The 20,959-nt window shown below is 68.2% G+C and carries 22 protein-coding genes; 11 read left to right on the forward strand and 11 right to left on the reverse strand.

Annotation, left to right across the window (positions count from 1 at the left end; all coding sequences use genetic code 11):
- Nucleotides 1-92: 92 nt before the first annotated feature.
- Nucleotides 93-1,124, forward strand: a complete 1,032-nt coding sequence (locus D0C15_RS18080) for a C40 family peptidase (RefSeq protein WP_245975933.1) — start codon at nucleotides 93-95, stop codon at nucleotides 1,122-1,124.
- A 19-nt stretch (nucleotides 1,125-1,143) separates the two neighbouring features.
- Nucleotides 1,144-2,280 (forward strand): peptidoglycan-binding protein, encoded by a 1,137-nt coding sequence (locus tag D0C15_RS18085; RefSeq protein WP_116046863.1) that lies wholly within the window; start codon nucleotides 1,144-1,146, stop codon nucleotides 2,278-2,280.
- 51 nt (nucleotides 2,281-2,331) lie between these two features.
- On the opposite strand, the gene D0C15_RS18090 is transcribed toward D0C15_RS18085, so the two are convergent.
- The 4 genes from D0C15_RS18090 to D0C15_RS18105 all read right to left on the reverse strand — a co-directional run bounded on the left by D0C15_RS18090 (nucleotide 2,332) and on the right by D0C15_RS18105 (nucleotide 4,979).
- Nucleotides 2,332-2,763 (reverse strand): OsmC family protein, encoded by a 432-nt coding sequence (locus tag D0C15_RS18090; protein ID WP_116046865.1) that lies wholly within the window; start codon nucleotides 2,761-2,763, stop codon nucleotides 2,332-2,334.
- Nucleotides 2,750-3,220 (reverse strand): MarR family winged helix-turn-helix transcriptional regulator, encoded by a 471-nt coding sequence (locus D0C15_RS18095; RefSeq protein WP_116046867.1) that lies wholly within the window; start codon nucleotides 3,218-3,220, stop codon nucleotides 2,750-2,752. The genes D0C15_RS18090 and D0C15_RS18095 overlap by 14 nt, the downstream gene beginning before the upstream one ends.
- Nucleotides 3,221-3,256: 36 nt before the next feature.
- Complete coding sequence (locus tag D0C15_RS18100; protein ID WP_116046869.1) at nucleotides 3,257-4,177, reverse strand: bile acid:sodium symporter family protein; 921 nt, start codon at nucleotides 4,175-4,177, stop codon at nucleotides 3,257-3,259.
- A gap of 94 nt (nucleotides 4,178-4,271) precedes the next feature.
- The gene (locus tag D0C15_RS18105; protein WP_162830122.1) at nucleotides 4,272-4,979 is read right to left on the reverse strand and encodes a TetR/AcrR family transcriptional regulator; all 708 of its coding nucleotides are present in this window, start codon (nucleotides 4,977-4,979) and stop codon (nucleotides 4,272-4,274) included.
- A gap of 130 nt (nucleotides 4,980-5,109) precedes the next feature.
- Here D0C15_RS18105 and D0C15_RS34170 point away from each other — a divergent pair, with 130 nt between their 5' ends.
- Nucleotides 5,110-5,568, forward strand: coding sequence for a nitroreductase family deazaflavin-dependent oxidoreductase (locus D0C15_RS34170; protein WP_162830123.1), 459 nt, complete (start codon nucleotides 5,110-5,112; stop codon nucleotides 5,566-5,568).
- A 61-nt stretch (nucleotides 5,569-5,629) separates the two neighbouring features.
- Here D0C15_RS34170 and D0C15_RS18115 read toward each other — a convergent pair whose 3' ends face one another.
- On the reverse strand, nucleotides 5,630-5,821 hold the full coding sequence (locus tag D0C15_RS18115) for a hypothetical protein (RefSeq protein WP_116046874.1): 192 nt from the start codon (nucleotides 5,819-5,821) through the stop codon (nucleotides 5,630-5,632).
- Nucleotides 5,822-5,960: 139 nt separating this feature from the next.
- On the opposite strand from D0C15_RS18115, the gene D0C15_RS18120 reads away from it, so the two are divergent.
- Nucleotides 5,961-6,947: a transporter substrate-binding domain-containing protein gene (locus D0C15_RS18120; protein ID WP_162830124.1), complete on the forward strand. Its 987-nt coding sequence runs from the start codon at nucleotides 5,961-5,963 to the stop codon at nucleotides 6,945-6,947.
- A 5-nt stretch (nucleotides 6,948-6,952) separates the two neighbouring features.
- Nucleotides 6,953-8,512 carry a BCCT family transporter gene (locus D0C15_RS18125; RefSeq protein WP_116046987.1) on the forward strand — a complete coding sequence of 520 codons (1,560 nt, stop codon included), beginning with the start codon at nucleotides 6,953-6,955 and terminating at the stop codon, nucleotides 8,510-8,512.
- A gap of 34 nt (nucleotides 8,513-8,546) precedes the next feature.
- Here the strand turns inward: D0C15_RS18125 and D0C15_RS18130 are convergent, their stop codons facing one another.
- A complete protein-coding gene (locus D0C15_RS18130; RefSeq protein ID WP_116046878.1) occupies nucleotides 8,547-9,998 on the reverse strand; it encodes an NAD-dependent succinate-semialdehyde dehydrogenase in 1,452 nt (483 codons plus the stop codon).
- 82 nt (nucleotides 9,999-10,080) lie between these two features.
- Here D0C15_RS18130 and D0C15_RS18135 point away from each other — a divergent pair, with 82 nt between their 5' ends.
- Together D0C15_RS18135 and D0C15_RS18140 are read left to right on the forward strand one after the other, a co-directional pair.
- On the forward strand, nucleotides 10,081-10,584 hold the full coding sequence (locus D0C15_RS18135) for a hypothetical protein (RefSeq protein WP_116046879.1): 504 nt from the start codon (nucleotides 10,081-10,083) through the stop codon (nucleotides 10,582-10,584).
- Nucleotides 10,585-10,654: 70 nt separating this feature from the next.
- Entirely contained in the window at nucleotides 10,655-11,695 is a 1,041-nt protein-coding gene (locus tag D0C15_RS18140) for an LLM class F420-dependent oxidoreductase (protein ID WP_116046881.1), read from the forward strand.
- 119 nt (nucleotides 11,696-11,814) lie between these two features.
- Here the strand turns inward: D0C15_RS18140 and D0C15_RS18145 are convergent, their stop codons facing one another.
- Together D0C15_RS18145 and D0C15_RS18150 are read right to left on the reverse strand one after the other, a co-directional pair.
- Nucleotides 11,815-13,446 (reverse strand): ABC transporter permease, encoded by a 1,632-nt coding sequence (locus D0C15_RS18145; protein ID WP_116046883.1) that lies wholly within the window; start codon nucleotides 13,444-13,446, stop codon nucleotides 11,815-11,817.
- Nucleotides 13,443-14,360 (reverse strand): ABC transporter ATP-binding protein, encoded by a 918-nt coding sequence (locus D0C15_RS18150; protein WP_116046885.1) that lies wholly within the window; start codon nucleotides 14,358-14,360, stop codon nucleotides 13,443-13,445. The genes D0C15_RS18145 and D0C15_RS18150 overlap by 4 nt, the downstream gene beginning before the upstream one ends.
- A gap of 94 nt (nucleotides 14,361-14,454) precedes the next feature.
- Here D0C15_RS18150 and D0C15_RS18155 point away from each other — a divergent pair, with 94 nt between their 5' ends.
- Both D0C15_RS18155 and D0C15_RS18160 read left to right on the forward strand, forming a co-directional pair.
- A complete protein-coding gene (locus D0C15_RS18155) occupies nucleotides 14,455-14,973 on the forward strand; it encodes a GbsR/MarR family transcriptional regulator (RefSeq protein WP_116046886.1) in 519 nt (172 codons plus the stop codon).
- A 23-nt stretch (nucleotides 14,974-14,996) separates the two neighbouring features.
- Nucleotides 14,997-15,725, forward strand: coding sequence for an SGNH/GDSL hydrolase family protein (locus D0C15_RS18160; protein ID WP_116046888.1), 729 nt, complete (start codon nucleotides 14,997-14,999; stop codon nucleotides 15,723-15,725).
- A 1-nt stretch (nucleotide 15,726) separates the two neighbouring features.
- Here D0C15_RS18160 and D0C15_RS18165 read toward each other — a convergent pair whose 3' ends face one another.
- Nucleotides 15,727-16,179 carry an SRPBCC family protein gene (locus tag D0C15_RS18165; protein ID WP_116046890.1) on the reverse strand — a complete coding sequence of 151 codons (453 nt, stop codon included), beginning with the start codon at nucleotides 16,177-16,179 and terminating at the stop codon, nucleotides 15,727-15,729.
- 60 nt (nucleotides 16,180-16,239) lie between these two features.
- Here D0C15_RS18165 and D0C15_RS18170 point away from each other — a divergent pair, with 60 nt between their 5' ends.
- Nucleotides 16,240-18,192: an FUSC family protein gene (locus tag D0C15_RS18170; protein WP_116046892.1), complete on the forward strand. Its 1,953-nt coding sequence runs from the start codon at nucleotides 16,240-16,242 to the stop codon at nucleotides 18,190-18,192.
- 105 nt (nucleotides 18,193-18,297) lie between these two features.
- The gene (locus D0C15_RS18175; protein ID WP_116046894.1) at nucleotides 18,298-18,537 is read left to right on the forward strand and encodes an antitoxin; all 240 of its coding nucleotides are present in this window, start codon (nucleotides 18,298-18,300) and stop codon (nucleotides 18,535-18,537) included.
- A gap of 118 nt (nucleotides 18,538-18,655) precedes the next feature.
- Here D0C15_RS18175 and D0C15_RS18180 read toward each other — a convergent pair whose 3' ends face one another.
- Nucleotides 18,656-19,633, reverse strand: coding sequence for a prephenate dehydrogenase (locus D0C15_RS18180; RefSeq protein WP_116046896.1), 978 nt, complete (start codon nucleotides 19,631-19,633; stop codon nucleotides 18,656-18,658).
- A gap of 6 nt (nucleotides 19,634-19,639) precedes the next feature.
- A complete protein-coding gene (locus D0C15_RS18185) occupies nucleotides 19,640-20,866 on the reverse strand; it encodes a M20 metallopeptidase family protein (protein WP_116046898.1) in 1,227 nt (408 codons plus the stop codon).
- Nucleotides 20,867-20,959 lie beyond the last annotated feature (93 nt).

Here is a 20,959-nt window from a genome sequence, read left to right on the forward strand (position 1 = left end):
CTTTCCTGCCGGATGGCCGTAGTACGCATTTTCTCCGGTAGATATGTCCTATCCGCTTCGTGAGGAGAGGGCAAATGAGAGTAAGTCGTTCAATGCAGCACAGGGTGCGGGTGGCGGGAGTCGCGACAGTCCTCATAGGATTGCTGTGTGCGGGAAGCCCGACGGCGGCGGCGCAGTCGTCCGCGCCGCCGCACGAGTCAGCCACCACCCGGTCCGAGGCCGGGATCGCAGGTCATCCCACAGCCGACCTGAAACTGACGCGGACGGACATTCTTACCCGGGCACAGAGCTGGATCGATGAGCGGGTGCCGTACAGCCAGAGCAGGTGGCACACCAACCAGTTCGGTCGCTACCGCCAGGACTGCTCCGGATACGTCTCGATGGCCTGGGGGCTCAAGAACGTCCGCTGGACCGGCAACATTATGGAGGTGGCCACCAGGATCAGTAAGTCCAACCTGCTTCCCGGTGACGCGCTCTGGTTGCACTCGAGCGGTACCCAGCACATCGCGCTGTTCGTCCGCTGGGCGGACTCGGGCAAGACCAAGGCCGTGGTCCGCGAGGAGTATCGGACCGGAACCGTTGCCTCCCAGCGCACTTGGTCGGCAAGCAGGACCGCGAGCTTCAACGCCATCCGCTACAACAACGTGATCGAGGGTGACGCGAAGACCTGCGCGGTGGTGAACGAGAACCACACCTCCTACCCGCAGCTCGCCGAGGGGGCAAAGGGGGAACTGGTCAAGGCGGCCCAGTGCCTGCTTGCCGGAGCCGGGTTCAACACGGGCACAGACGGCCCGAGTGGCACCTTCGACGCTACGACGACCAGCGCCGTCAAGCAGTACCAGACCAAGGTCGGCCTGACCTCGGACGGCACCGTGGACACACACACCTGGACGGCACTGTTGTCGCGGGGCAGCACACCGACCGTGCAGGACGGATCGACGGGCAGTGCGGTGAGCAGGGTGCAGCGATCGCTCAACGCCGCGACGAACGCGGGGCTCGGCGTCGACGGTCAGTTCGGCCCGAAGACCGCCGCAGCGGTGAAGAGCTACCAGTCCTCGCGCGACCTCGGCGCTGACGGAATCGTCGGACCGAACACCTGGGCGGCTCTGCAGGCGGGCAAGTGACCACGGAAGGGAGAAGGGCATGCGCAGGATGCTGGCGAAACTGACAGTCGCGTTGCTGCTCGCGGGCGGAGCCACGGTGGCCGTGACCGTCCCGGCGCAGGCGGCCGATCCGCCCACCGGCGACCAGTTGAGCGGGGCGGTGCAGAACTGCACCGAGCAGATCTCAAACGGAAAGTACGGCGAGCGCAGCGGTCGATCCCGGACGGTTCCGGTGTGCGCCACCGGAAACGCCGTGCACTGGCGCTCCGGGATGACGATCGATTGTGATGGTCAGCGCACCACGAACTGCAACAAGTCGACGGATCCGTACTTCCAACCGGCGACCTCGTTCCCGCAGTCCGACGGCAAGCCGCTGATCGCGGACAAGTTGCCGTTCGTTGTCGTGCCGCAGGCTTCGTCGACGTGGAACCACGATCGATCCGGGGTTCCTGGCGGAACCGTCGTCGCGGTTGTCTACAAAGGAAAGGTCGTGTACGCGGTCGTGGGCGACCGCGGTCCGAAGGACGCGATCGGTGAGGGTTCTTACGCGCTGGCCAAGGCGCTCGGCATCAACCCCAACCCCCGCACCGGTGGCATCTCGGGAAAGGTGGTCGACTACATCGCCTTTCCCGGTGTCACCGCGAAGCCCATCGAAAACCATGCCGATGCGGTCAGCAAGGGGCAGCGGGCAGCCGCCGATCTCGTGGCGGGTCGTAAGGGCTGCATCAGCGTTCAGCTGAACCGCAGCAGTTACTCGAAGCTGGATCCCGGTGCCGCCAATGCTCAGGTGACGGTCGCCCAGTGCCTGCTGCGTGCGGCCGGACACGACATCGGCGACGGTGACCCGAGCGGCACGATGGACGATGCGACTGTCGCGGCGGTGAAGCAGTTCCAGGCGAAGGCCGGTCTTCCCGCGACGGGCGTGGTCGCCGCACATACCTGGACGGCGCTGTTGTCCCGCGGCAGCACACCGATATTGCAGGACGGGTCGAGTGGTAGCGCGGTGAGCAGATTGCAGCGCTCGTTGAACGCGGCCACCGGTGCCGCGCTGACTATCGACGGCCAGTTCGGCCCGAAGACCACGGCTGCGGTGAAGAGTTACCAGTCCGCCCGGGGTCTTGGCGCGGACGGGATCGTCGGCCCCAGGACGTGGGGCGCACTTCAGTCGGGCAAGTAGCGGTAGCGGTGGGGGCGGCCGAGTTCTCGCCACCCCCACCGCGTTCGCCGCTCAGACGAGTGAAGCGTCCAGCGTGATCGTCGTGCCGGTGAGCGCCTTGCTCACCGGGCAGGTGTCCTTCGCCGTTTCGGCGAGCTGCTTGAACTTCTCCGCGTCCACGCCGGCCACCTCGGCGCGCAGCGTGATGGCGATACCGCTGATCTTGAACCCTTCGGTGTCCGGCCCGAGAGTCACCTCGGCGCTGACGTCCAGCGAGGTCGCGGTCAGATTCTCTTTCTCCAGCACGCCGGAGAGGTTCATGGCCAGACAGGATGAGTGTGCGGCCGCGATCAGTTCCTCCGGGCTGGTCTGACCCTCGGGGTCACCTGCACGAGTCGGGAACGACACCGGGAACTGCCCTGCGTTCGAGGAGTCGAGGGTGACACTGCCCTTACCGGACTGAAGTCCGCCCTCCCAGTGGGTTGTGGCGTCACGACTTGGCATTGCGATCTCCTTCTGTTGCTGTGGACAGCGTGGCCTCGGTGAGGTCGCGCAGGGTCCGGATCAGTTCGTGCCGGGAGGTCTCGTCGAGGCCCATGGCGCAGCTCATCGTCGAGGGAATTCCCGCCGCGCGCTCGCGCAGTGCCCTGCCTTCCTCGGTGAGGTTCACCGTGACGCTGCGCTCATCACCCGCTTGCCGCTCGCGGGTCAGCAATCCCCTTGCCTGTAGCCGTTTCAGCAACGGCGACACGGTGCCGTAGTCGAGGCGCAACTCGGCGGCGATCTCCTTGATCGGTCGCCCGTCGCGTTCCCACAACACGAGCAGGACCAGGTACTGGGGATAGGTCAGCTCTAGCTCGGACAGCAGGGGGCGGTAGGTATCGGTGACCGCCCTGGAAGCCGCGTAGAGCGCGAAGCACACCTGCTCCTCGAGCAGCAGCGCGCGGTCGGCGTCGGACATGCCACTAACCTAGACATCAATTAAATTGTGCGCAACTTACTTGCGCGCCCAGTAACTCGCGAGCAGTGATCCGGAGACGTTGTGCCAGACGGAGAAGATGGCTGCGGGGAGTGCGGCCGCAGGGTTGAAGTGGGTCGTGGCGAGGCTGGCCGCCAGGCCGGAGTTCTGCATGCCCACCTCGATGCTGATCGCTCGCCGGGCCGGCTCCCCGAGTCCGCAGACGCGCGCCACGGTGTAGCCGACCGTCAGGCCGAGCAGGTTGTGCAGGACGACGGTCACCAGGACCAGTACGCCGACCGTGGCCAGGGTAGGGGCACTGCCCGCGACCACGATCATCACGACGAGGGCGATCCCGGTGACCGAGACCAGGGGGAGTGCGGGCAGGAGGTGCTCGATGGCCCGCGACGCGATCCGGCGCAGCAGCAGGCCGAGCAGCACCGGGGCGAGGACGACCTTGATGATCGAGACGAAGAGATCGCCGAAGCCCACCGGCAGGTACTCGCCCGCGAGCAGCAGTACCAGCGCTGGGGTGAGCAACGGTGCGAGCAGAGTGGACACCGACGTCATCGCCACCGACAGCGCCGTGTCCCCTTTGGACAAGTACACGATCACGTTGGAGGCCGTGCCGCCCGGCGCGCACGCGACCAGGATCACCCCGGCCGCGAGGTCCGGGGAGAGCTGGAACCCGTTGGCGATCGCCCAGCCCAGCGCGGGCATCACCACGAACTGTGCGACAACTCCGATGGCGAACGCGATCGGACGCTTGGCGACATAGGCGAAGTCGCTGCCCCGCAGCGTCATGCCCATGCCGAACATGATGAGCGCGAGCAGCCAGGGAACGGCGGGGCCCCAGTCGTCGAAGGCGCTGGGCAGCGCCATCGCGAGGGCTCCCGCGAGCACGACGATGAGCGCGAACCAGCGGCCGACGAAAGCGCTGACTGTCTTTACTGCGTGCACGATTCTCCCTGTGTCTTATTCATGAGCCGGGTTGTTCACCGCCGACCCGCGGTCCTGCCTGTGCCTCACCTGCGGTCGGCTGCCGACTCGGGAGTCAGACTCCCTGTGGGGGCCGGAGTCCGACGAACTCGGCGAGCTGATCGACCGAGTGGGCGAAGAACTCGTCCGCGGGGTCGACACTGCCGACCAGTTGCCCGAACAGTTCGAAGCTGATCATGCCGAACAGCTGGGTCCAAGCGAATATGGCTCTGCCCACCGCGGCGGGCGGCAGTTGGGGTGCCAGGTCGGCGGCCAGGCGCCGAAGCTGATCGTCGAGTACCGGGGTGAGTTCGGGTGCGGTCAGCGGTGGGCGCAGCCCGTGCTCGGCCTCGGCTCTGGCCAGGATCCCGACGAAGGCGACCGCAACCCGGCTGGCGGGGGCGACAGTGTCCTGCGGCGCCTGGTATCCCGGGATCGGCGAACCGTAGATGAGCGCGTACTCGTGCGGGTTGTGCTTTGCCCACACGCGTACGCCATGGCAGAGCGCAAGCCACTGTCCCCGAGGGGTGTCCTCCTGTTTGACGGCCGCTTCCGCGGTGTCGCCCAGCGCGTTGTAGGCGTCGATGATCAACGCGGTCAGCAGCTGGTCCCGGCTGGGGAAGTAGCGGTAGAGGGCCGAGGACACCATGCCGAGTTCCCGGGCCACGGCTCGCAGGGAGAGTCCGTCGGCGCCCACCTCGGCGAGCTGTTCGCGAGCCCTGTCCTTGATTTCCTGCGTCAGTTCGGCTCGCGCTCGCTGTCGCGCCGTGCGGCTGCCAGTCATTTCCGACACTGTGCCAGAAAGGAGAGCGGTGCACCAATTCGAGAGCATCGCTCTTGACAGAGAGCAGCGCTCTTGCTTGACTTGCCCATCAACAGAGAGCACTGCTCTCGCGATGCCGAGGGAGACTGGGATGGCACAGGACAACGCGACTCGCTACATCGAGCCGAAGAGGTACGAGGCAATCCTGCACAGGTCGGTCTCCGGGCTGACTCGTCTCGGGATCAGCCTGTGGGGCAGCCGGGTCCTCGCGGTGCGCGGCCGTAAGAGTGGGCATTGGCGTACGAACCCGGTGAACCTGATGACCTTCGAGGGTGAGCGGTACCTGGTCGCGCCCCGGGGGCACACCCAGTGGGTGCGCAACTTGCGCGTCGCGGGTGGCGGCGAACTGCGCCTGGGCAAGCGTGCGGAGGCGTTCACCGCCATCGAGCTGGACGACGAAGCCAAGCCGGAACTGCTCCGCGCCTACCTCAAGCGCTGGGCGTTCGAGGTCGGCATGTTCTTCGACGGAGTCGACGCAAAGGCTTCCCCCGAGAAGCTGCTGGAGATCACTCCGGGCTATCCGGTGTTCCGGGTGGTGGTGGCTGGGTGACGAGCGCACTCAGCGGCGCGAAGCGTCTCGTTGGGGGGTGGTGGTTGGGTGACGGGTGGGCTCAGCGGCTGGTGCGGCGGGTTCCGGCAGCCATCAGCGCGAGGCCTGCGACCGCGCACACCAGACCGATGCCGAACCAGAGTTTCTGCCCGGTCATCGGGCTCCCGGTGATCACGCCGAGGCCTTGCAGCCCCCAGATCGCACCCAGGGTGAGCAGCAGGATTCCAGCAGTGAGCAGCAACCACGGTTTCATTTGGCCCTCCCCGGGACGGCGGCGGTGCTGTTCGTCCCGACCCTAGTCGCACTGCACGGTCGGCGGGCAGGGCCGAAGATTGAGCCCGCCGGAAGCGGGTAGTGCGGATGTGGCTGTTCACCAGCCGGGAGGAGGCGTTGTGTCAGTGCAGGGCCACTGGTCCCGGAGGGGCTTTCTCCGAGCCGGATTCGCTACCGGAGCTGTCGCCGCCGTCTCCGGCCTCACCTCGGCCTGCGCCGAACTCGGTTTCGGTGACACGCTCGAACGGATCAGGAGCGAGGGAGTCGTCCGGCTCGGTCACGCGGGTGAGCGGCCCTACGCCTATGAGGACAACGGACTGCTCGGCGCGATGCCCGCGGTGCATCGGACGATCTTCGAGCGGATCCTTGGTGAAGGAGTCGAGGTCGTGGGTGTCCGGACGCTCTTCCGGGACCTGCTCGAAGGCCTCAACTCCGGCAGGTTCGACGCTGTCGCTGCCGGGATGTTCATCGGCGGCCCCCGGTGTGATCAGGCCCTGTTCTCCGATCCGATCTACTGTGCCCGCTCGGCGCTGCTCGTCCGGAAGGACAACCCGCTGGGGCTGAGTGACTACGCATCGGTCGCGGCGGAGGGTGCCACGCTGGCCGTGCTCGGCGGGACCGCGGAACAGGGCTTCGCCGCTGCCGCCGGCGTCAACCGGGAACGGTTGAAGGTGGTCGCTTCCCAGCGTGCGGGTGTGGAGGCCGTGGCGGAAGATCGTGCGGACGCCTTCACCCTGACCAGCGTTTCCCTGCGGGCGCTCGTCGACCTCTTACGCGCGCAGGAACCACCACCCGGCACGCCGGACGATCCGGCACTCGACAATTCCAACCCTGCCGCGCGGGTACAGGTCCTCGACCCGTTCGTGCCTACCGTCGACGGGCAACCCCAGCTCGGCTGCGGCGGCGCGGCGTTCCGCAAAACCGACCAGCCGCTGCGCGACGCGTTCAACACCGAACTGACGGCGCTTCGACGGGAGGGCAGAGTCCTGAAGCTGACCGAACCGTACGGTTTCACCGAGGCCGAGATGCCGCCTGCGGACGTCACGACCGAGCAGTTGTGCCGGACCGGTACCGCGGGCGCCTACCTCGACCCGTTGCCGAGGTGACCGGCGTGTCCAAGGGTGAGAACTCCCAAGGGAAGGGATGGCGCAGCGGGATCGACCTACCCGTGACGATCGTCGCGGCGACCCTCGCGCTCGGCTTCCTCGCGATCGGTCTCATATTCAGCGACCAGTTGCGGATCGCGGGGCTGCACGTCTACGCCTTCATCGCCGACTGGTTCGGCTGGGTCTTCGTGCTCGCGACCGCCGGATTTGTCTTCTTCATTCTCTACCTGGCGTTCAGCCGATTCGGCAAGATCAAACTCGGCAAGGCCGAGGACAAGCCGGAGTACTCCACGTTCTCCTGGATCTCCATGATGTTCGCCCTCGGCGTGGGCATCGGGCTGATCTTCTACGGTGCCTACGAACCGGTCCTGCTCTACGCGGAGCCGCCGCCGGGCGGCCCGGCTCCGCGCACCGAGGAGGCGGCGGTCGTCGGGATGCAGTACTCGATCTTCCACTGGGCACTGCACCCGTGGGCGTTCTTCGGCGTCGCAGGCCTCACGTTCGCCTACAGCACCATGAACAAGGGGCGCAGTTCCCTCGTCACCTCGACGCTGCGGCCGCTGCTGGGCAACCACGCGGACGGCGGTGTGGGCAGGAGTATCGACACCTGGGTCATCGTGACCACACTGGTCGGCAACGCCGTGACCCTCGGGCTCGGCACGTTGCAGATCATCGCGGGCCTGGGGTTCGTCGGGGGGATCAAGAGTTCGACCCTCCTGCTGGTGCTGGTCGTCGGCTCGCTCACCATCGCCTTCGTGTTCTCCGCGGTGGCCGGCGTCGACCGGGGCATCAAGCGGCTCGCCGACTTCAACGTACTGCTGGCGATCGGGTTGATGCTGTTTCTCCTGCTGCTCGGGCCGTTCAAGTTCATCCTCGACCTGTTGTCGGAAGCCCTCGGTGGCTACCTGTTCAACTTCCTGCCGATGTCCTTCGAGACCGGCGCCTTCGACGACGGCACTTGGATGCAGAACTGGACCATCTTCTTCTGGGCGTGGGGTATCTCCTGGGCGCCGTACGTTGGCAGCTTTCTGGCCAAGATCTCTCGTGGGCGAACGATCCGCGAGTACGTGGTCGGTGTGCTGATCGCGCCGAGTCTCGCCACGGTGGTGTGGTTCTCGGTGCTCGGCGGCACCTCGCTGGACCTGCAGATCTCCGGGCAGGTCGACGTCGCGGCCGCGGCGGGAGAGAGCGCGCAGGCCGCGCTGTTCGAGGTGCTTCAGGCGTTCCCGCTGGCCACGGTGACCAGTATCGCGGTGATCATCCTTGCCGCGGTGTTCTTCGTCAGTGGCGCCGACGCCGGTGCCATCGTGCTGGGAACGTTCTCGTCGAAGGGCAACCCGGAACCGAAGAAATGGCTCACGGTGGGCTGGGGGTTGCTCGTCGGCATGGTGGCGCTGATGTTGCTCATCGTCGGCGGCCTCGACGCCCTCCAGTGGGGCGCGATCGTGGTCGCCTCGCCCTTTGTGCTGGTTCTCATCGCCATGTGCGTGGGCTTCGTGAAGGATCTGCGCGGTGACGTCAAATCCGGGCAGGTCGACGTTCGCAGGCGCAGATCCCGGGTCTAGGGCGTGTCTGACGCACGACACGCCCTAGGCCTGCTCAGCCGAGGGCCAGCGACATGTACTTGGTGTCCAGGTACTCCTCGATACCCTCGGCGCCGCCTTCCCTGCCGAAGCCGGATTCCTTGATGCCGCCGAACGGTGCGGCCGGGTTCGACACGATTCCCGTGTTGATACCGACCATGCCCGTCGGCAGCGCTTCGCCGACGCGCACCGCACGGCCGGCGTCGCGGGTGTAGAGGTAGGCAACCAGCCCGAACTCGGTGTCGCCCGCCTGGCGCAGCGCGTCCTCCTCGTCGGTGAAGGTGGTGATCGGGGCGACCGGCCCGAACACCTCCTCACGCAGGATCCGCGCGTTCGCCGGCACGTCGGCGAGCACGGTCGGCGGGTAGAAGAAACCCTTGCCTTCGGGCACTTCACCGCCCGTGGTCACGGTCGCGCCCGCGTCCACCGCGTCGGTGACCAGTTCCACGACCTTGTCGCGCTGGCCGATGTTGATCAACGGGCCGACCGAGACGCCTTCCTCGGTGCCGGGTCCGGTCCGCATCTCCGCCATCGCGGCGGTCAGCCGCCGGGTGAACTCCTCGACGACCGGTTCGGCCACATGGAAGCGGTTGGCCGCGACGCAGGACTCACCGTTGTTCCGCATCTTCGCGGCGACAGCGCCCTCGACCGCCACGTCCACATCACAGTCGGAGAACACCAGGAACGGCGCGTTCCCGCCGAGTTCCATCGACATCCGCTGGAGGTTCGGAGCACACTGCTCCACCAGCTTCTTGCCGACCTCGGTCGAGCCGGTGAAGGACATTTTGCGGATCCGTGGGTCCTCCAGCGCCGGGGACACGATGCGGCTCGCGGAGGTACTCGGCACGACGTTCAGCACCCCGTCCGGCAGTCCTGCCTCGGTCAGCAACGCGGCCAGGTTCAGCATCGACAGCGGGGTGAGCTGGGCCGGTTTGAGCACCATCGTGCAGCCCGCGGCGATGGCGGGGCCGATCTTGCGAGTGCCCATCGCCAGCGGGAAGTTCCACGGGGTGATCAACAGGCAAGGGCCGACCGGCTGTTTCGTGACCATGGTGCGCTTGGCGCCGGAAGGGTCCTGCGCGTACCGGCCGTCGATGCGTACGGCTTCTTCGGAGAACCAGCGGAAGAACTCGGCCGCGTAGGTGACCTCCGCGCGCGACTCGGCCAGGCTCTTGCCCATTTCCAGCGTCATCAGCCGGGCGAGCTCGTCGGCGCGCTCGGTCATCAGCTGCCAGGCGCGGCGCAGGATCTCCCCGCGTTCGCGAGGCGGCGTCGCGGCCCACTCGGCCTGCGCGCGGGCAGCCGCGTCCACCGCTGAAACGGCATCCTCGTGTTGCCCGTCGGCCACCTCGGCGAGCGTGTCCTCGGTGGCCGGGTCGGTCACCGGGAACCGGGCGCCCGAGGCCGCGTCCCGCCACTTCCCGTAGACGAAGAGCTGGGTGGGGATCTGCTCGCTCAGTTCGCTCATGACCGTGGTTACCCGATATGGCCTCGACGCATGCAGCGCTGTCCCATGCAACCCCGCGAACGGCCCGCACCGTCTTGGGGATATGCGTAGATACCCGTGGCTGCTGTTGTTCCTCGTCGCTGTGACCGGCTGTGGCGCTGGGTCGGGCGGGGTCGAATCGGAGGCCTGCACCGAGATAGGTGCGCCCACCGGTGTCGGGGTAGATGTGGCTGCCCCGATCGCCGGGAAAGTGACCGGCGGGACGCTGGAGGTCTGCTGGGACGGCGAGTGTGTGCGCCGGGACCTGCAGCTGATGAACTCGACCGAGGCGGGCGACACCACGTGCACCGGCGACGGTCCGACGGACGCTTGCTCCGCGCAACTGGGGGAGAACGGGCGCAAGAACGCGTTCGTCGATGTCCAGAACCTGCCGCAGGCTCCGGTGCGGGCGACGCTCACGCTGACCGGTGCCGACGGGCAGGTGCTGCAACAGGAAGCCGAGGCCACCCCCGCCGCGACCTATCCGAACGGCCCCGACTGCCCGCCGGGCGGTGTGCAGGCCCATCTCGTGGTCGACGCGTCGGGCTCGGTGCAGCAGCGCGACTGAACTCACGCACTGCCGAACGTCTCCAAGTGTTACGTTCCACGCGGCATGTAAATAACGTGGAGGGCGCAGCATGCGGATCGGCACTCAGCTCAGCTACGCGGGCAACTTCATCGACATGGCCGAGGAGGCGGTGCGGCTGGAGCAGGCCGGTCTCGACATCGTGTTCGTTCCGGAGGCCTACTCCTTCGACGCGGTGAGCCAGCTCGGCTATCTTGCGGCCAGGACCGAACGGGTCGAACTCGCGTCGGGGATCCTGCAGATCTACACGCGCACGCCGACCCTCACGGCGATGACCGCCGCGGGCCTGGACTATGTGTCCGGTGGCCGGTTCACGCTCGGTCTGGGCGCCTCCGGCCCGCAGGTCATCGAGGGTTTCCACGGCGTGCGTTACGACGCCCCGATCGGCCGGACCCGCGAGATCGTCGACATCTGCAGGCAGGTGTGGCGGCGCGAGCGGCTCGTACACGAGGGCAAGCACTATCGGATCCCGCTGCCGGTGGAGGAGGGCACCGGTCTCGGCAAGCCGCTCAAGCTGATCAACCAGCCGGTGCGCGAGCGGATCCCGATCCAGCTCGCCGCCCTCGGCCCGAAGAACGTCGCGCTGACCGCGGAAATCGCCGACGGCTGGCAGCCGATCTTCTACTATCCGGAGAAGGCCGCCGACGTCTGGGGCGCCTCGCTGGCCGAGGGAAAGGCCAAGCGTGCCCCCGAACTCGGCGAGCTGGACACGATCGCGAGTATGCCGCTGGCCATCGGCGAGGACGTCGACCACCTGCTGGAGCCGTATCGGCACATGATCGCCCTGTACGTCGGCGGTATGGGCGCGAAGGGCAAGAACTTCTACAACGATCTCGCCTGCCGGTACGGCTTCGAGGCGGAGGCCAAGGAAATCCAGGACCTCTACCTGGAGGGCAAGAAGGTCGAGGCCGCAGCCGCGGTTCCCGCCGAGTTGCTCCGGGCCATCTCGCTGGTCGGTCCGGAGGGGCACGTCAGGGAACGGATTGCCGCGCACGCAGAGGCGGGTGTGACCACGTTGCTGGTGCAGCCGCTCGGCGATACCGCGGACGAGCGCGTGGAGCTGATCCGCCAGATCCGTGAGCTAACGCCCTAACGCCAATCCCGAACTCGCGCTTTCCCGGGAAAGTGCGAGGCGTGTGAACTCGCGCTTTCCCGGGAAAGGGGCACCCTGCCTGCCCCGACGCGGGCAGGGTGGGCGGTACCCCGGCGCCGCTAGCCGATGTCGCGTTGGCGGAAGGCGGCGAGGCCGCCGACCAGTGCCACCGCGGCGATCGCGGTCAGCCAGATCAGCGGAGCGGCGGTGAACTCCGACCCCGGGATCTTCGGGATGTGCGTGAACGGCGAGATGTTCATCAGTACCTGTGGCAGCTGCACCGCCGGACCGAACATGCTGAGCAACAGCGCCGCCAGCACGATCCCCCATGCGGCGGACGTGTACTTCGGCAGCAGGCCGAAGATCGCCGCGGCGATCCCGACGATCACCCAGATCGCGGGCAGCTGCACCAGCGTGCCCGCCAGTACGTCGCCGACCGCTCCCGAAACATCGCCCACCTGCAGCCCGTGTGCCAGGCCGGTGGTGAACCCCGCGATCAGCGTGATCAGTGCCGTGCCGAGGAACGCGAACGCAAGATGACTGGCGGTCCAGCTGAGCCTGCTCACCCTGGTCGCCAGCAGCGGTTCGACTCGGACGGCCACCTCCTCGGCGCGCATGCGGAGGGTGGCCTGGACCCCGTAGATCGCGGCGACCATGCCGAACATGCCGGTCATCGCGGCGAGGAAGGCGTTGATCATCCCGCCCGAGCCACCCATCCGCTCGAACATCTGCCGGCCCTGCTCGCTGTCGCCGATGATGTCGCCGATTCCGTTGGCGATCGCCCCCATCATCAGCCCGGACACGGCCAGGCCGACCGACCAGCCGATCAGGGAGCCCTTGTGCAGCCGCCACGCGAGTGCCAGCGGACTGTTCAGACTCCGCGCGGCAGTGGCAGGTCCTGGCCTGCCCCGGAGTATCCCCGCGTCGAAGTCGCGGCGGGGCAGCAGTCTGTAGCCGATCGCGCCGACCACGACGGCCGTCACCAGCGAGAGGGACAGGGCCCACCAGCGCTCGTCGGCGAACGCCCGAAGTTGCAGCGGCCAGCCCAGCGGTGAAAGCCACGAAACCCAGCCGAGGTCGCCGTTGGCGTTCGCGTCACCGACCCCACGGATCAGGAACGCGGCGCCGAGTACGGCGGAGCTGATGCTGTTGGCCGTCCGGGAGTACTCCGCCACCTGCACCGCTACCGCCGACACCGCCGTGAACACCAGACCGGTGCTCGCGGTGGCCAGGCCGAAGGCCAACGACCCTGCGGCGGGCAGGCCGGCTGCGCTCAACGAAGCCGCCTGGATCAGTCCGATGAGTACGCTCGTGCCGCCCGCGACGATCACGGCGGCGGTGAGCATCGCATAGCGTCCGACCACAGTGGACCCAAGTAGTTCACCCCTGCCCGTGTCCTCCTCGGCCCTGGTGTGCCTGGTGACGGTGAAGATCGCCATCAGGGCGACGAATACGGCCATGAACCCGCCGAGCCGCCAGGCGACGAAACCACCGGCGGTGGAGAGGTCGAACGCCGGCCCGTAAAGCACCGCGATCGACGGGTTCGCCTGCATCGCCGCGGTCAGTCCCGCACGTTCGGCCATCGTGGGGTACAGCTGCTCGAAGGTCCCCGCCGTGCTCGCGGGCATGATCCCGAGCAACAGGATCCACAGTGGAAGGATGATCCGATCCCGGCGTAGTGCCAGCCGGACCAGGTGTCTGGTCCCGACGTTGGGGCTCGCCTTGACTGTCGCGCCCGTGTGCCGGTTCATCGGGTCCTCGCTTCCGGCTTCGCTGTCGACGCCTCGTTCGTGTAGTGCCGCAGGAACAATTCCTCCAGCGTCGGCGGCTGACTGGTGAGGCTGCGTACGCCCACCTCCGCCAGCTGGCGCAGCACGACGTCCAGTCCGGTGGTCTCGACGTCGAAGTGCACTGTGTTGCCGTCGATGCGCAGGTCGTGCACATTCGGCAGGTTCGTCAGCCCGTTCGGGTGGCCGGCGAGTTCGGCGGAGATCGAAGTGCGAGTGAGGTGGCGCAACTCGGCCAAGGTGCCGCTCTCGACGGTGTGGCCGTTGCGGATGATGCTCACCCGATCGCACAGCGCCTCGACCTCGGCGAGGATATGGCTGGAGAGCAGCACGGTCCTGCCCTGCTCACGCTCCTCCTGGATGGCGTACTGGAAGGTCGCCTCCATCAGCGGGTCGAGCCCCGCCGTGGGCTCGTCCAGGATCAGCAGCTCTACATTGGACGCAAGTGCCGCCACGATGGCGACCTTCTGCCGGTTTCCTTTGGAGTAGGTGCGCCCCTTCTTCCTCGGGTCGAGGTCGAACCGCTCGATGAGATCCTTACGGCGTCGCGGGTCCAGGCCGCCCCGCAACCTCCCGAGCAGGTCGATCACCTCGCCGCCGGACAGGTTCGGCCAGAGGTTGACGTCGCCGGGGACGTAGGCGAGCCTGCGGTGCAGGGATGCGGCATCGCGCCACGGATCGCCGCCGAGCAGCCGGATGTCGCCCGAGTCGGCGCGCAGCAGGCCGAGCAGCACCCGGACAGTGGTCGACTTTCCCGACCCGTTCGGGCCGAGGAATCCGTGTACCTCGCCTGTGGCGACGTTCAGATCGAGCCCGTCGAGGGCCTTGGTGGGGCCGAACGACTTGTGGAGGCCGGAGATCGAGATGGCGTTGGTCATGCATCAGACTGTACTGTCATTTCACAAAGTTGTGAAGTTAAGAAAACGTATACAACGGGTGGGGCCTTCCACCGTCGTCGGAGAGGATGGAGTCATGTCGAGCAGGCCGCAGTCTCAGCGTGATCCGAACATCGAACGGGACGAACCGGAGGTCCAGCACTACGTGGAAAGGCTCGCGATGGTGCTGACCGAGATGGGCTTCCAGCGGATGGCCGCCCGGGTCTTCGCCACCCTGATGTCCACTGACAGCGGTCAGCTCACGGCTGCCGAGCTCGCCGAGCGGCTGTCGGTCAGTCCCGCGGCGGTCTCCGGCGCGGTGCGGTTTCTCGACCAGCTCGGCCTTGTCGCGAAACGCCGGGAGCCCGGCGGCCGCCGCGACCACTACTGCCTCGTCGACGACCTCTGGTACTCGACGTTCCTCAAGCGCGACCGCATGATGATCATGTGGCGGGACGCGACCGTCGAGGGAATGTCCGTTCTCGGTGAAGAAACCCCGGCGGGCAGGCGACTCGGCGAGATGTGCAGCTTCCTCGACTTCATGATCAGGGAACTGCCCGCCATGTTCGAGCGCTGGCACCAGCAACGCCAGGAGGAACAGCGCAAAGCTGGCTGACCGCCATACGATAACGTCGTTATATGACTCCTCTCGCCCAGCCGCTGCTCGCCACAGCCGCGACCCTCCTGCTCGCCCCGGCACTCGCGGTCCAGGGAAAGCGGGTGCGGCGCACCACTCCCCGGCTGCCCGACGCGACGGGCCCGGCCGACGGCAGCGTTGGCCAGGGAGAGCCGCTGGACCTGCTCGTTCTTGGCGAGTCCACGGTGGCCGGTGTCGGAGCTCGCGATCACGAGGAGGCACTGACCGGGCAGATCGGCGCGGCGCTCGCCGCCCGTTCGGGGCGCTCGGTGCGCTGGCGGGCGGTCGGCCGCTCCGGCGCCGACGCCCGAGCCGTGCACACCCACCTGCTGGACACCGCCTGTGATCGCCCCGCCGATCTCGTGGTCGTCGCCCTCGGCGTCAACGACACGATCGGGCTGCACAGCGCCACCCGCTATCGCGGAGACCTGCTTCGGCTGGTCACGGCGCTACGAACGCGCCTCGGTGCACCACCCGTTCTGCTCGCGGGAGTGCCGCCGATGGGCGGGTTCCCGACCCTGCCGCAGCCGCTGCGTTACGTACTCGGCCTGCGTTCGCGGGTACTCGACGCGGCCGCGGCCGAGCTGGCCGCACTGCCAGGAGTGACGCACTCTCCGCTGCCGCCTGCGCTGCTCGCCGCTGACTCGTTCGCCGCCGACGGCTTCCATCCGGGCCCCGCCGGGTACCGGGCATGGGGTGAACAGCTCGCGGCCGTCGCGCCGGTCGGGTGACTCAGGCTCGCTCTGCCGCTCGCGCCAGGCGCGCCGCGAGGAAGATGATCGCGGTTCGCAGCAGGACAAGGGTCGCCGGCCCGGTGCCCGGTAGTCCCTCGACGAACGTGCCGCTCCAGCGGATGTCCGTGCCGCCCTCGGCGTTGGGGGTGAACAACACCTCAGCCCGGTAGTCCTTGGCCGGGGCAGGTGGGCCTGCGAAGGTGTAGACGTGGCGGCGGTCCTGTTCGTACTCGACGGTCTCCTCACGCAACAGCAACGGCCACAGCCCGACCTTCCGGACGGCACCGACGCCACCGGGTGCGGGATCCCCATGACGTTCCCAACCGGACTGCGGTACGAGTGGCCGCGCCCAGCTCGACCACAGTTCCCCGTCGGTCTCGAGCCGGAAGAGTTCGGTGGCGCTCGCGCTGCTGCGCCGATTGACTTCGAAGGAGAATGTCCTCGCCGGCATCGATGCCTCCTGGCTCGTTGTTGATCGTCAAGTTAACGAATACAGGGGGAGGAGGATGTCGTGCGGTCCAACCGCGCAGACCTGGCTGCCCCGATCTGGCTGGTCCAGCTCCTGCGCAGCACTCCGGCGCCGATCCCGTGGACCAGGGCGGTCCGTGCCGCGCTGGCGATGGCGGTTCCCATGGCCGTCGGCTACGCGTTCGGCGACATCGGCGCGGGTGCCCTGGTCTCCACGGGCGCCCTGCCGACGGTGCTCGCCGAGTCGGCAGGGCCATATCGCTATCGCGCGGTCCGGCTGGGCGGAGCGACCGCGGCGGCCTCCGCGGGGTTCGCCGCGGGCCTGCTCAGCGGTGCGAACACGATGGCATCGTTCGTCACCGTCGTGCTCATCGCGGCGGTGTCCGCGCTGATCAGTGCGGCCGGGAGCAATGCGAGTGTCGCGGCGCTGCAACTGTTCGTGTTCACCGTGCTCGGTACCGGCCAGCACGCGATGGGCGTGCCCGCCGACCTCGCCATGGTCTGCTTCATCGCAGGCGCGGGCTGGGGACTGCTGGTCGCACTCGCAGGGTGGACCGTGCGCGCGACCTCGCCGGAGCGCACCGCGGTCGCGCACGTCTTCATCGAACTGGCCGCGATGCTCTCCGCCCAGGACGAAGCGACCTCCAGGGCGGCACGTCACCAGCTCACCACGGCGCTGAACACGGCTTACGACCGGATGCTCGGCGCCAGGTCCTGGTTGTCCGGCCGGGACGAGACCTACCGTGGCCTGCTCAACCTGCTCTCCGCCGCGACGCCGGCGGTGGAGGCCGGGGTCGCGATGGCGCATGCGGGCCGGAAGGCGCCACCGGAGGTGATCGGTCACCTCACCGCCGTCGCGACGTCAGTTCTCGCGGCGGCTCCGCTGCCCCCTGCCCCCACCCCGAGTCAGGAGCGGCCTGCCGATCGCGTTCTGGCCGCCCTGTACTCGGGGCTGGCCACCATCGGGCAAGGCGCGGAGCGTAAACGCAGGGAGCGGACGTCGCCGTGGTCGCTGTTGCGGGAGTGGATGGCTTCCCTCACCGCAGGCCCGCTGACCTGGCTCGCCGCGCTGCGACTCGTGCTCTGTGTCGCACTGGCCGAGGGGGCGGGCCTCGTCCTGCCGGTCGATCGTTCCTACTGGATCACGCTGACCGTGGGCATCGTCCTGAAACCCGACTTCGGGTCGGTGTTCGGCCGCGCGGTCCTGCGCGGGATCGGCACCGTGGCCGGGGTGGGGATCGGTGCGCTCGTCCTCGGCTCCGGCGTCCGGGGCTGGGTGCTGGTGGCGCTGGTCGTGGTGTTCGCGGCGGGTGTGGCGATCGGCAAGGTGCGCAACTACGGCATCCTCAGTGCGTTCGTCACACCGCTGATCATCGTGCAGATGGACCTGGCCAGCCGGGGAGACTGGGCGGTCGTGCTGGCTCGCCTTGTCGACACCGTGCTGGGCTGCGCGATCGTGCTGGTGTTCGGGTACCTGCTCTGGCCGGGCAGCATGCGCCCGCGCGTCGGCGGCAGGCTGGCCGAGGTGGCCGACACGGTCGCGCTCTACGTCGACCGGGGGTTGCGCCCCGCGGAATCGGCCGAGGAGCGAACGGATCGGTCTCGCCGCAGGCGGCGCGCCTATCGCGGCCTCGCTGACCTGCGCACGGCATTCCAGCAGGCCGTGGTCGAGCCGTCGGCGGCTGGCAGGCAGGCGGCGGCCTGGTGGCCCGCGATCGTCGGACTGGAACGGGTCGCCGATGCGGTGACCGAGGTCGTCGTGGCCATCGAGCGAGGCGCCGATCCGCCCGATCCCGACGACGTCCGGCTGCTCACCGATGCGCTCGCCGAGTTCGCGGAGGCGGTACGCGAGCAGCGCGAACCGGTGGATGTCGTGTTACCGGACTCGGCTCGGCTGGCGGACGTGGCCGAGCAGGTCGACGCGGCGTTCCAAGCCGTCTGCGGACCGGACTTCACTCGCTCGTGGTTTCCGTTTCGGCGCAGACAGGGTGGATAACCACCCCATGTGGGTGAGGCTTGACCGCACTCGCCTTGCGAACTCCGTTCTGTCCGGTTGGGATGGTGGGGGTCGCGAATTTCCGTAGTGCGAAGGAGGATTCTCATGGGTATCAACTTTGACGACATGAAGAACAAGGCGAAGGACGCGCTCGGCCAGCACAGCGACAAGGTCGAGCAGGGGATGGACAAGGCGAGCGACGCCGCGAAGTCCAGGTTTGGCGAGCACTCCGACAAGATCGACAGCGCGACGGAGAAGGCCAAGGGCTTCCTGAACAGCGACGAGGGCGGCGGCGACCAGCCCGGTGGCGGCCAGCCCGGCGGCCAGCAGCAGCCCCCGCAGTGACCCGGTAGTAACCCCGGCAGCCGGGTCACCAGTAGGGCACTTTCGGACGAAGAAAGTGCCCTACTTCGCGTTCACCCTGATCGCACTTTCCCGGGAAAGTGCGATGTCGGTCCCCCGTTCAGGCGACCTCGCCGCTCGCGACGGTGCCGTCGATCGCCGTGATCCGGCCGCCGCGCTCGCCGAGTGCGCAGAGCCCGTCCCGTGCGTCCGGGGCGGCCAGATCCACGCGGACTCCTGCCCGCTTGCCCGCGCGCAGTTCCTCCATGGTCCGGACCGCCTGGTTGCCTGTGCTGATGGTCGCTCCGAGACCTCCGGTCGAGGCGAGCGACCCGCGAGCCGCGCCCAGCTTTCCGAGTGCCTCGTCCAGAATCGGCAACAGTGCTTCCCTGTTGCCCTCGGTCATCGCCCTGACCAGCTCAGGACGCGTACCGGCCACCCGTGTTCCGTCGGCGAACGAGCCGGCCGCGAGTGTGGCCGCCAGCGGACCGCCCTGCGCGCCGACGCCGGCCAGCACCGCGGCGAGCAGGTGCGGCAGGTGCGAGATCCGGGCGACCACCTCGTCGTGCACGGCAGCGGGCAGCGGTACCACCCGGGCGCCCACCGCCAACGCCAGCTCGGCCACCTCGGCCCAGGCCGCGAGATTGGTGTCCTCCTCGACACACGCGACCCACGCCGAGCCCGCGAAGAGCGCCGATCTGCCCGACTCCCAGCCCGACCGAGCCGTGCCTGCCATCGGATGCCCGCCCACGTACCTCGCCGAGGGCGCCAGCCGTCGCACCGAGTCGAGCACCGGCCCCTTCACGCTGGTCACGTCGGTGAGCAGGCACTCAGGCGCGTGCTCACCGACCTGCCGCAGCACGTCGTCCACCGCCGTCAGCGGAACCGCCAGTACCACGATCGCGTCGCGCTGCGCGGCCCTGTGCAGCGCCGCGGCCACGTCCGTTCCGGCGTCGTAGCCGTCCACAGTAGCGGCTTCGGCATCCACAGTGGACTCCGTAGCCGCCCACGCGGTTCTGCCCGCGGTGGTGGCCGCCCGCAACAGTGAGCCGCCGATCAACCCGAGTCCGATCACGCACATCTCTCGCACGTGCGACATCCTGCCCTAACGAAGCGCGTTGAGGGCAAATGCCGCGTACATCGCGACACCGCTCGGCAGCGCGGCTTCGTCGTAGTGCACCCGGTTGGAGTGGTTGGGCGCGGCCTCCTCGGGTTCGGTGCCAGGCGGGCAGGCCCCGAGGAAGGCGAACGCACCCGGAACCCGCTGCAGCACGTAGGAGAAGTCCTCCGCGCCCATGAGCGGGTCCGCCATCAGCTGGGAATGCTCCGCGCCCAGAACCTCCCCGGCCAGCTCCACCACCGCTGGGCCGATCCGGTCGTCGTTCACCGTCACCGGGTAGCCCGGCTCTATGTCGACGAGTACCCGGCAGCCGTGCGTCTGCCCGACGGCCTCGCAGACCTTCGGCAGCTCCTCGCGGATCCGCGCCCTGGTGTGCTCGGACATGGTCCGGATGGTGCCTTCGAGTTCGGCGGTCTCCGGGATGATGTTGCTGGTCGTGCCCGAACTGATCCGGGTCACGGAGACCACGGCAGGACTGAAGACGCTGATCCGCCTTGTCACCATCGTCTGCAGCGCGCCGACCATGGCCGCCGCGGCCGGGACCGGGTCGATGGCCAGATGCGGCTGCGAGCCGTGACCGCCCTTGCCGGTCACATGCACCTCGAACCGGTCCGCCGAGGCCAGGATCGGCCCTGGCCTGCTGGCGATGGTGCCGCTGGGCAGGTTCGCGTAGGTGTGCAGTGCGAACGCCCGCTCGACTCGTTCGCCCGCGACGTCCAGCACGCCTTCGTGGATCATGTGCCGGGCGCCGTGGTAGCCCTCTTCCCCGGGCTGGAACATGAAGACGACCGAGCCAGCCAGCTCCTCGACGTGGGCGCAGAGCAGGTGCGCGGCCGACGCCAGCATCGCCACATGGGTGTCGTGGCCGCAGGCGTGCATGGTGCCCTCGACCGTCGAGGCGTAGTCGGCCCCGGTGTCCTCGGTCAGTGGCAGTGCGTCCATGTCCCCGCGCAGGAGTACGGCAGGGCCCGGCAGCCGCCCGCGCAACACCGCGGTGACCGAGCTGGTGGACTTGCCGAGGTGGATCTCCAGCGGCAGCCCCTCGAGCGCGGACAGGATCGCCGCCTGCGTCCGGGGGAGGTCGAGCCCCTCTTCGGGGTGCTGGTGGATGGCTCGCCGCAGGTCGACGGTCCTCGGCTGCAGCTCCTCGGCCTCGGCCAGGAGCCCGGCGAACCGGGCGTCCGGCAGGGAGGGAAGGTCGGTTGGTTCCATGCCGCAATTCTGCACGCGGAGGCCCTGATCTCCGGCGCCACGCGCCGCATGTGGGTACTGCGCGTGCTTTCGGCTGACTGGCGGAATACGGTG

It is taken from the genome of Amycolatopsis palatopharyngis (genome assembly GCF_003385185.1).
Lineage (GTDB): Bacteria > Actinomycetota > Actinomycetes > Mycobacteriales > Pseudonocardiaceae > Amycolatopsis > Amycolatopsis palatopharyngis.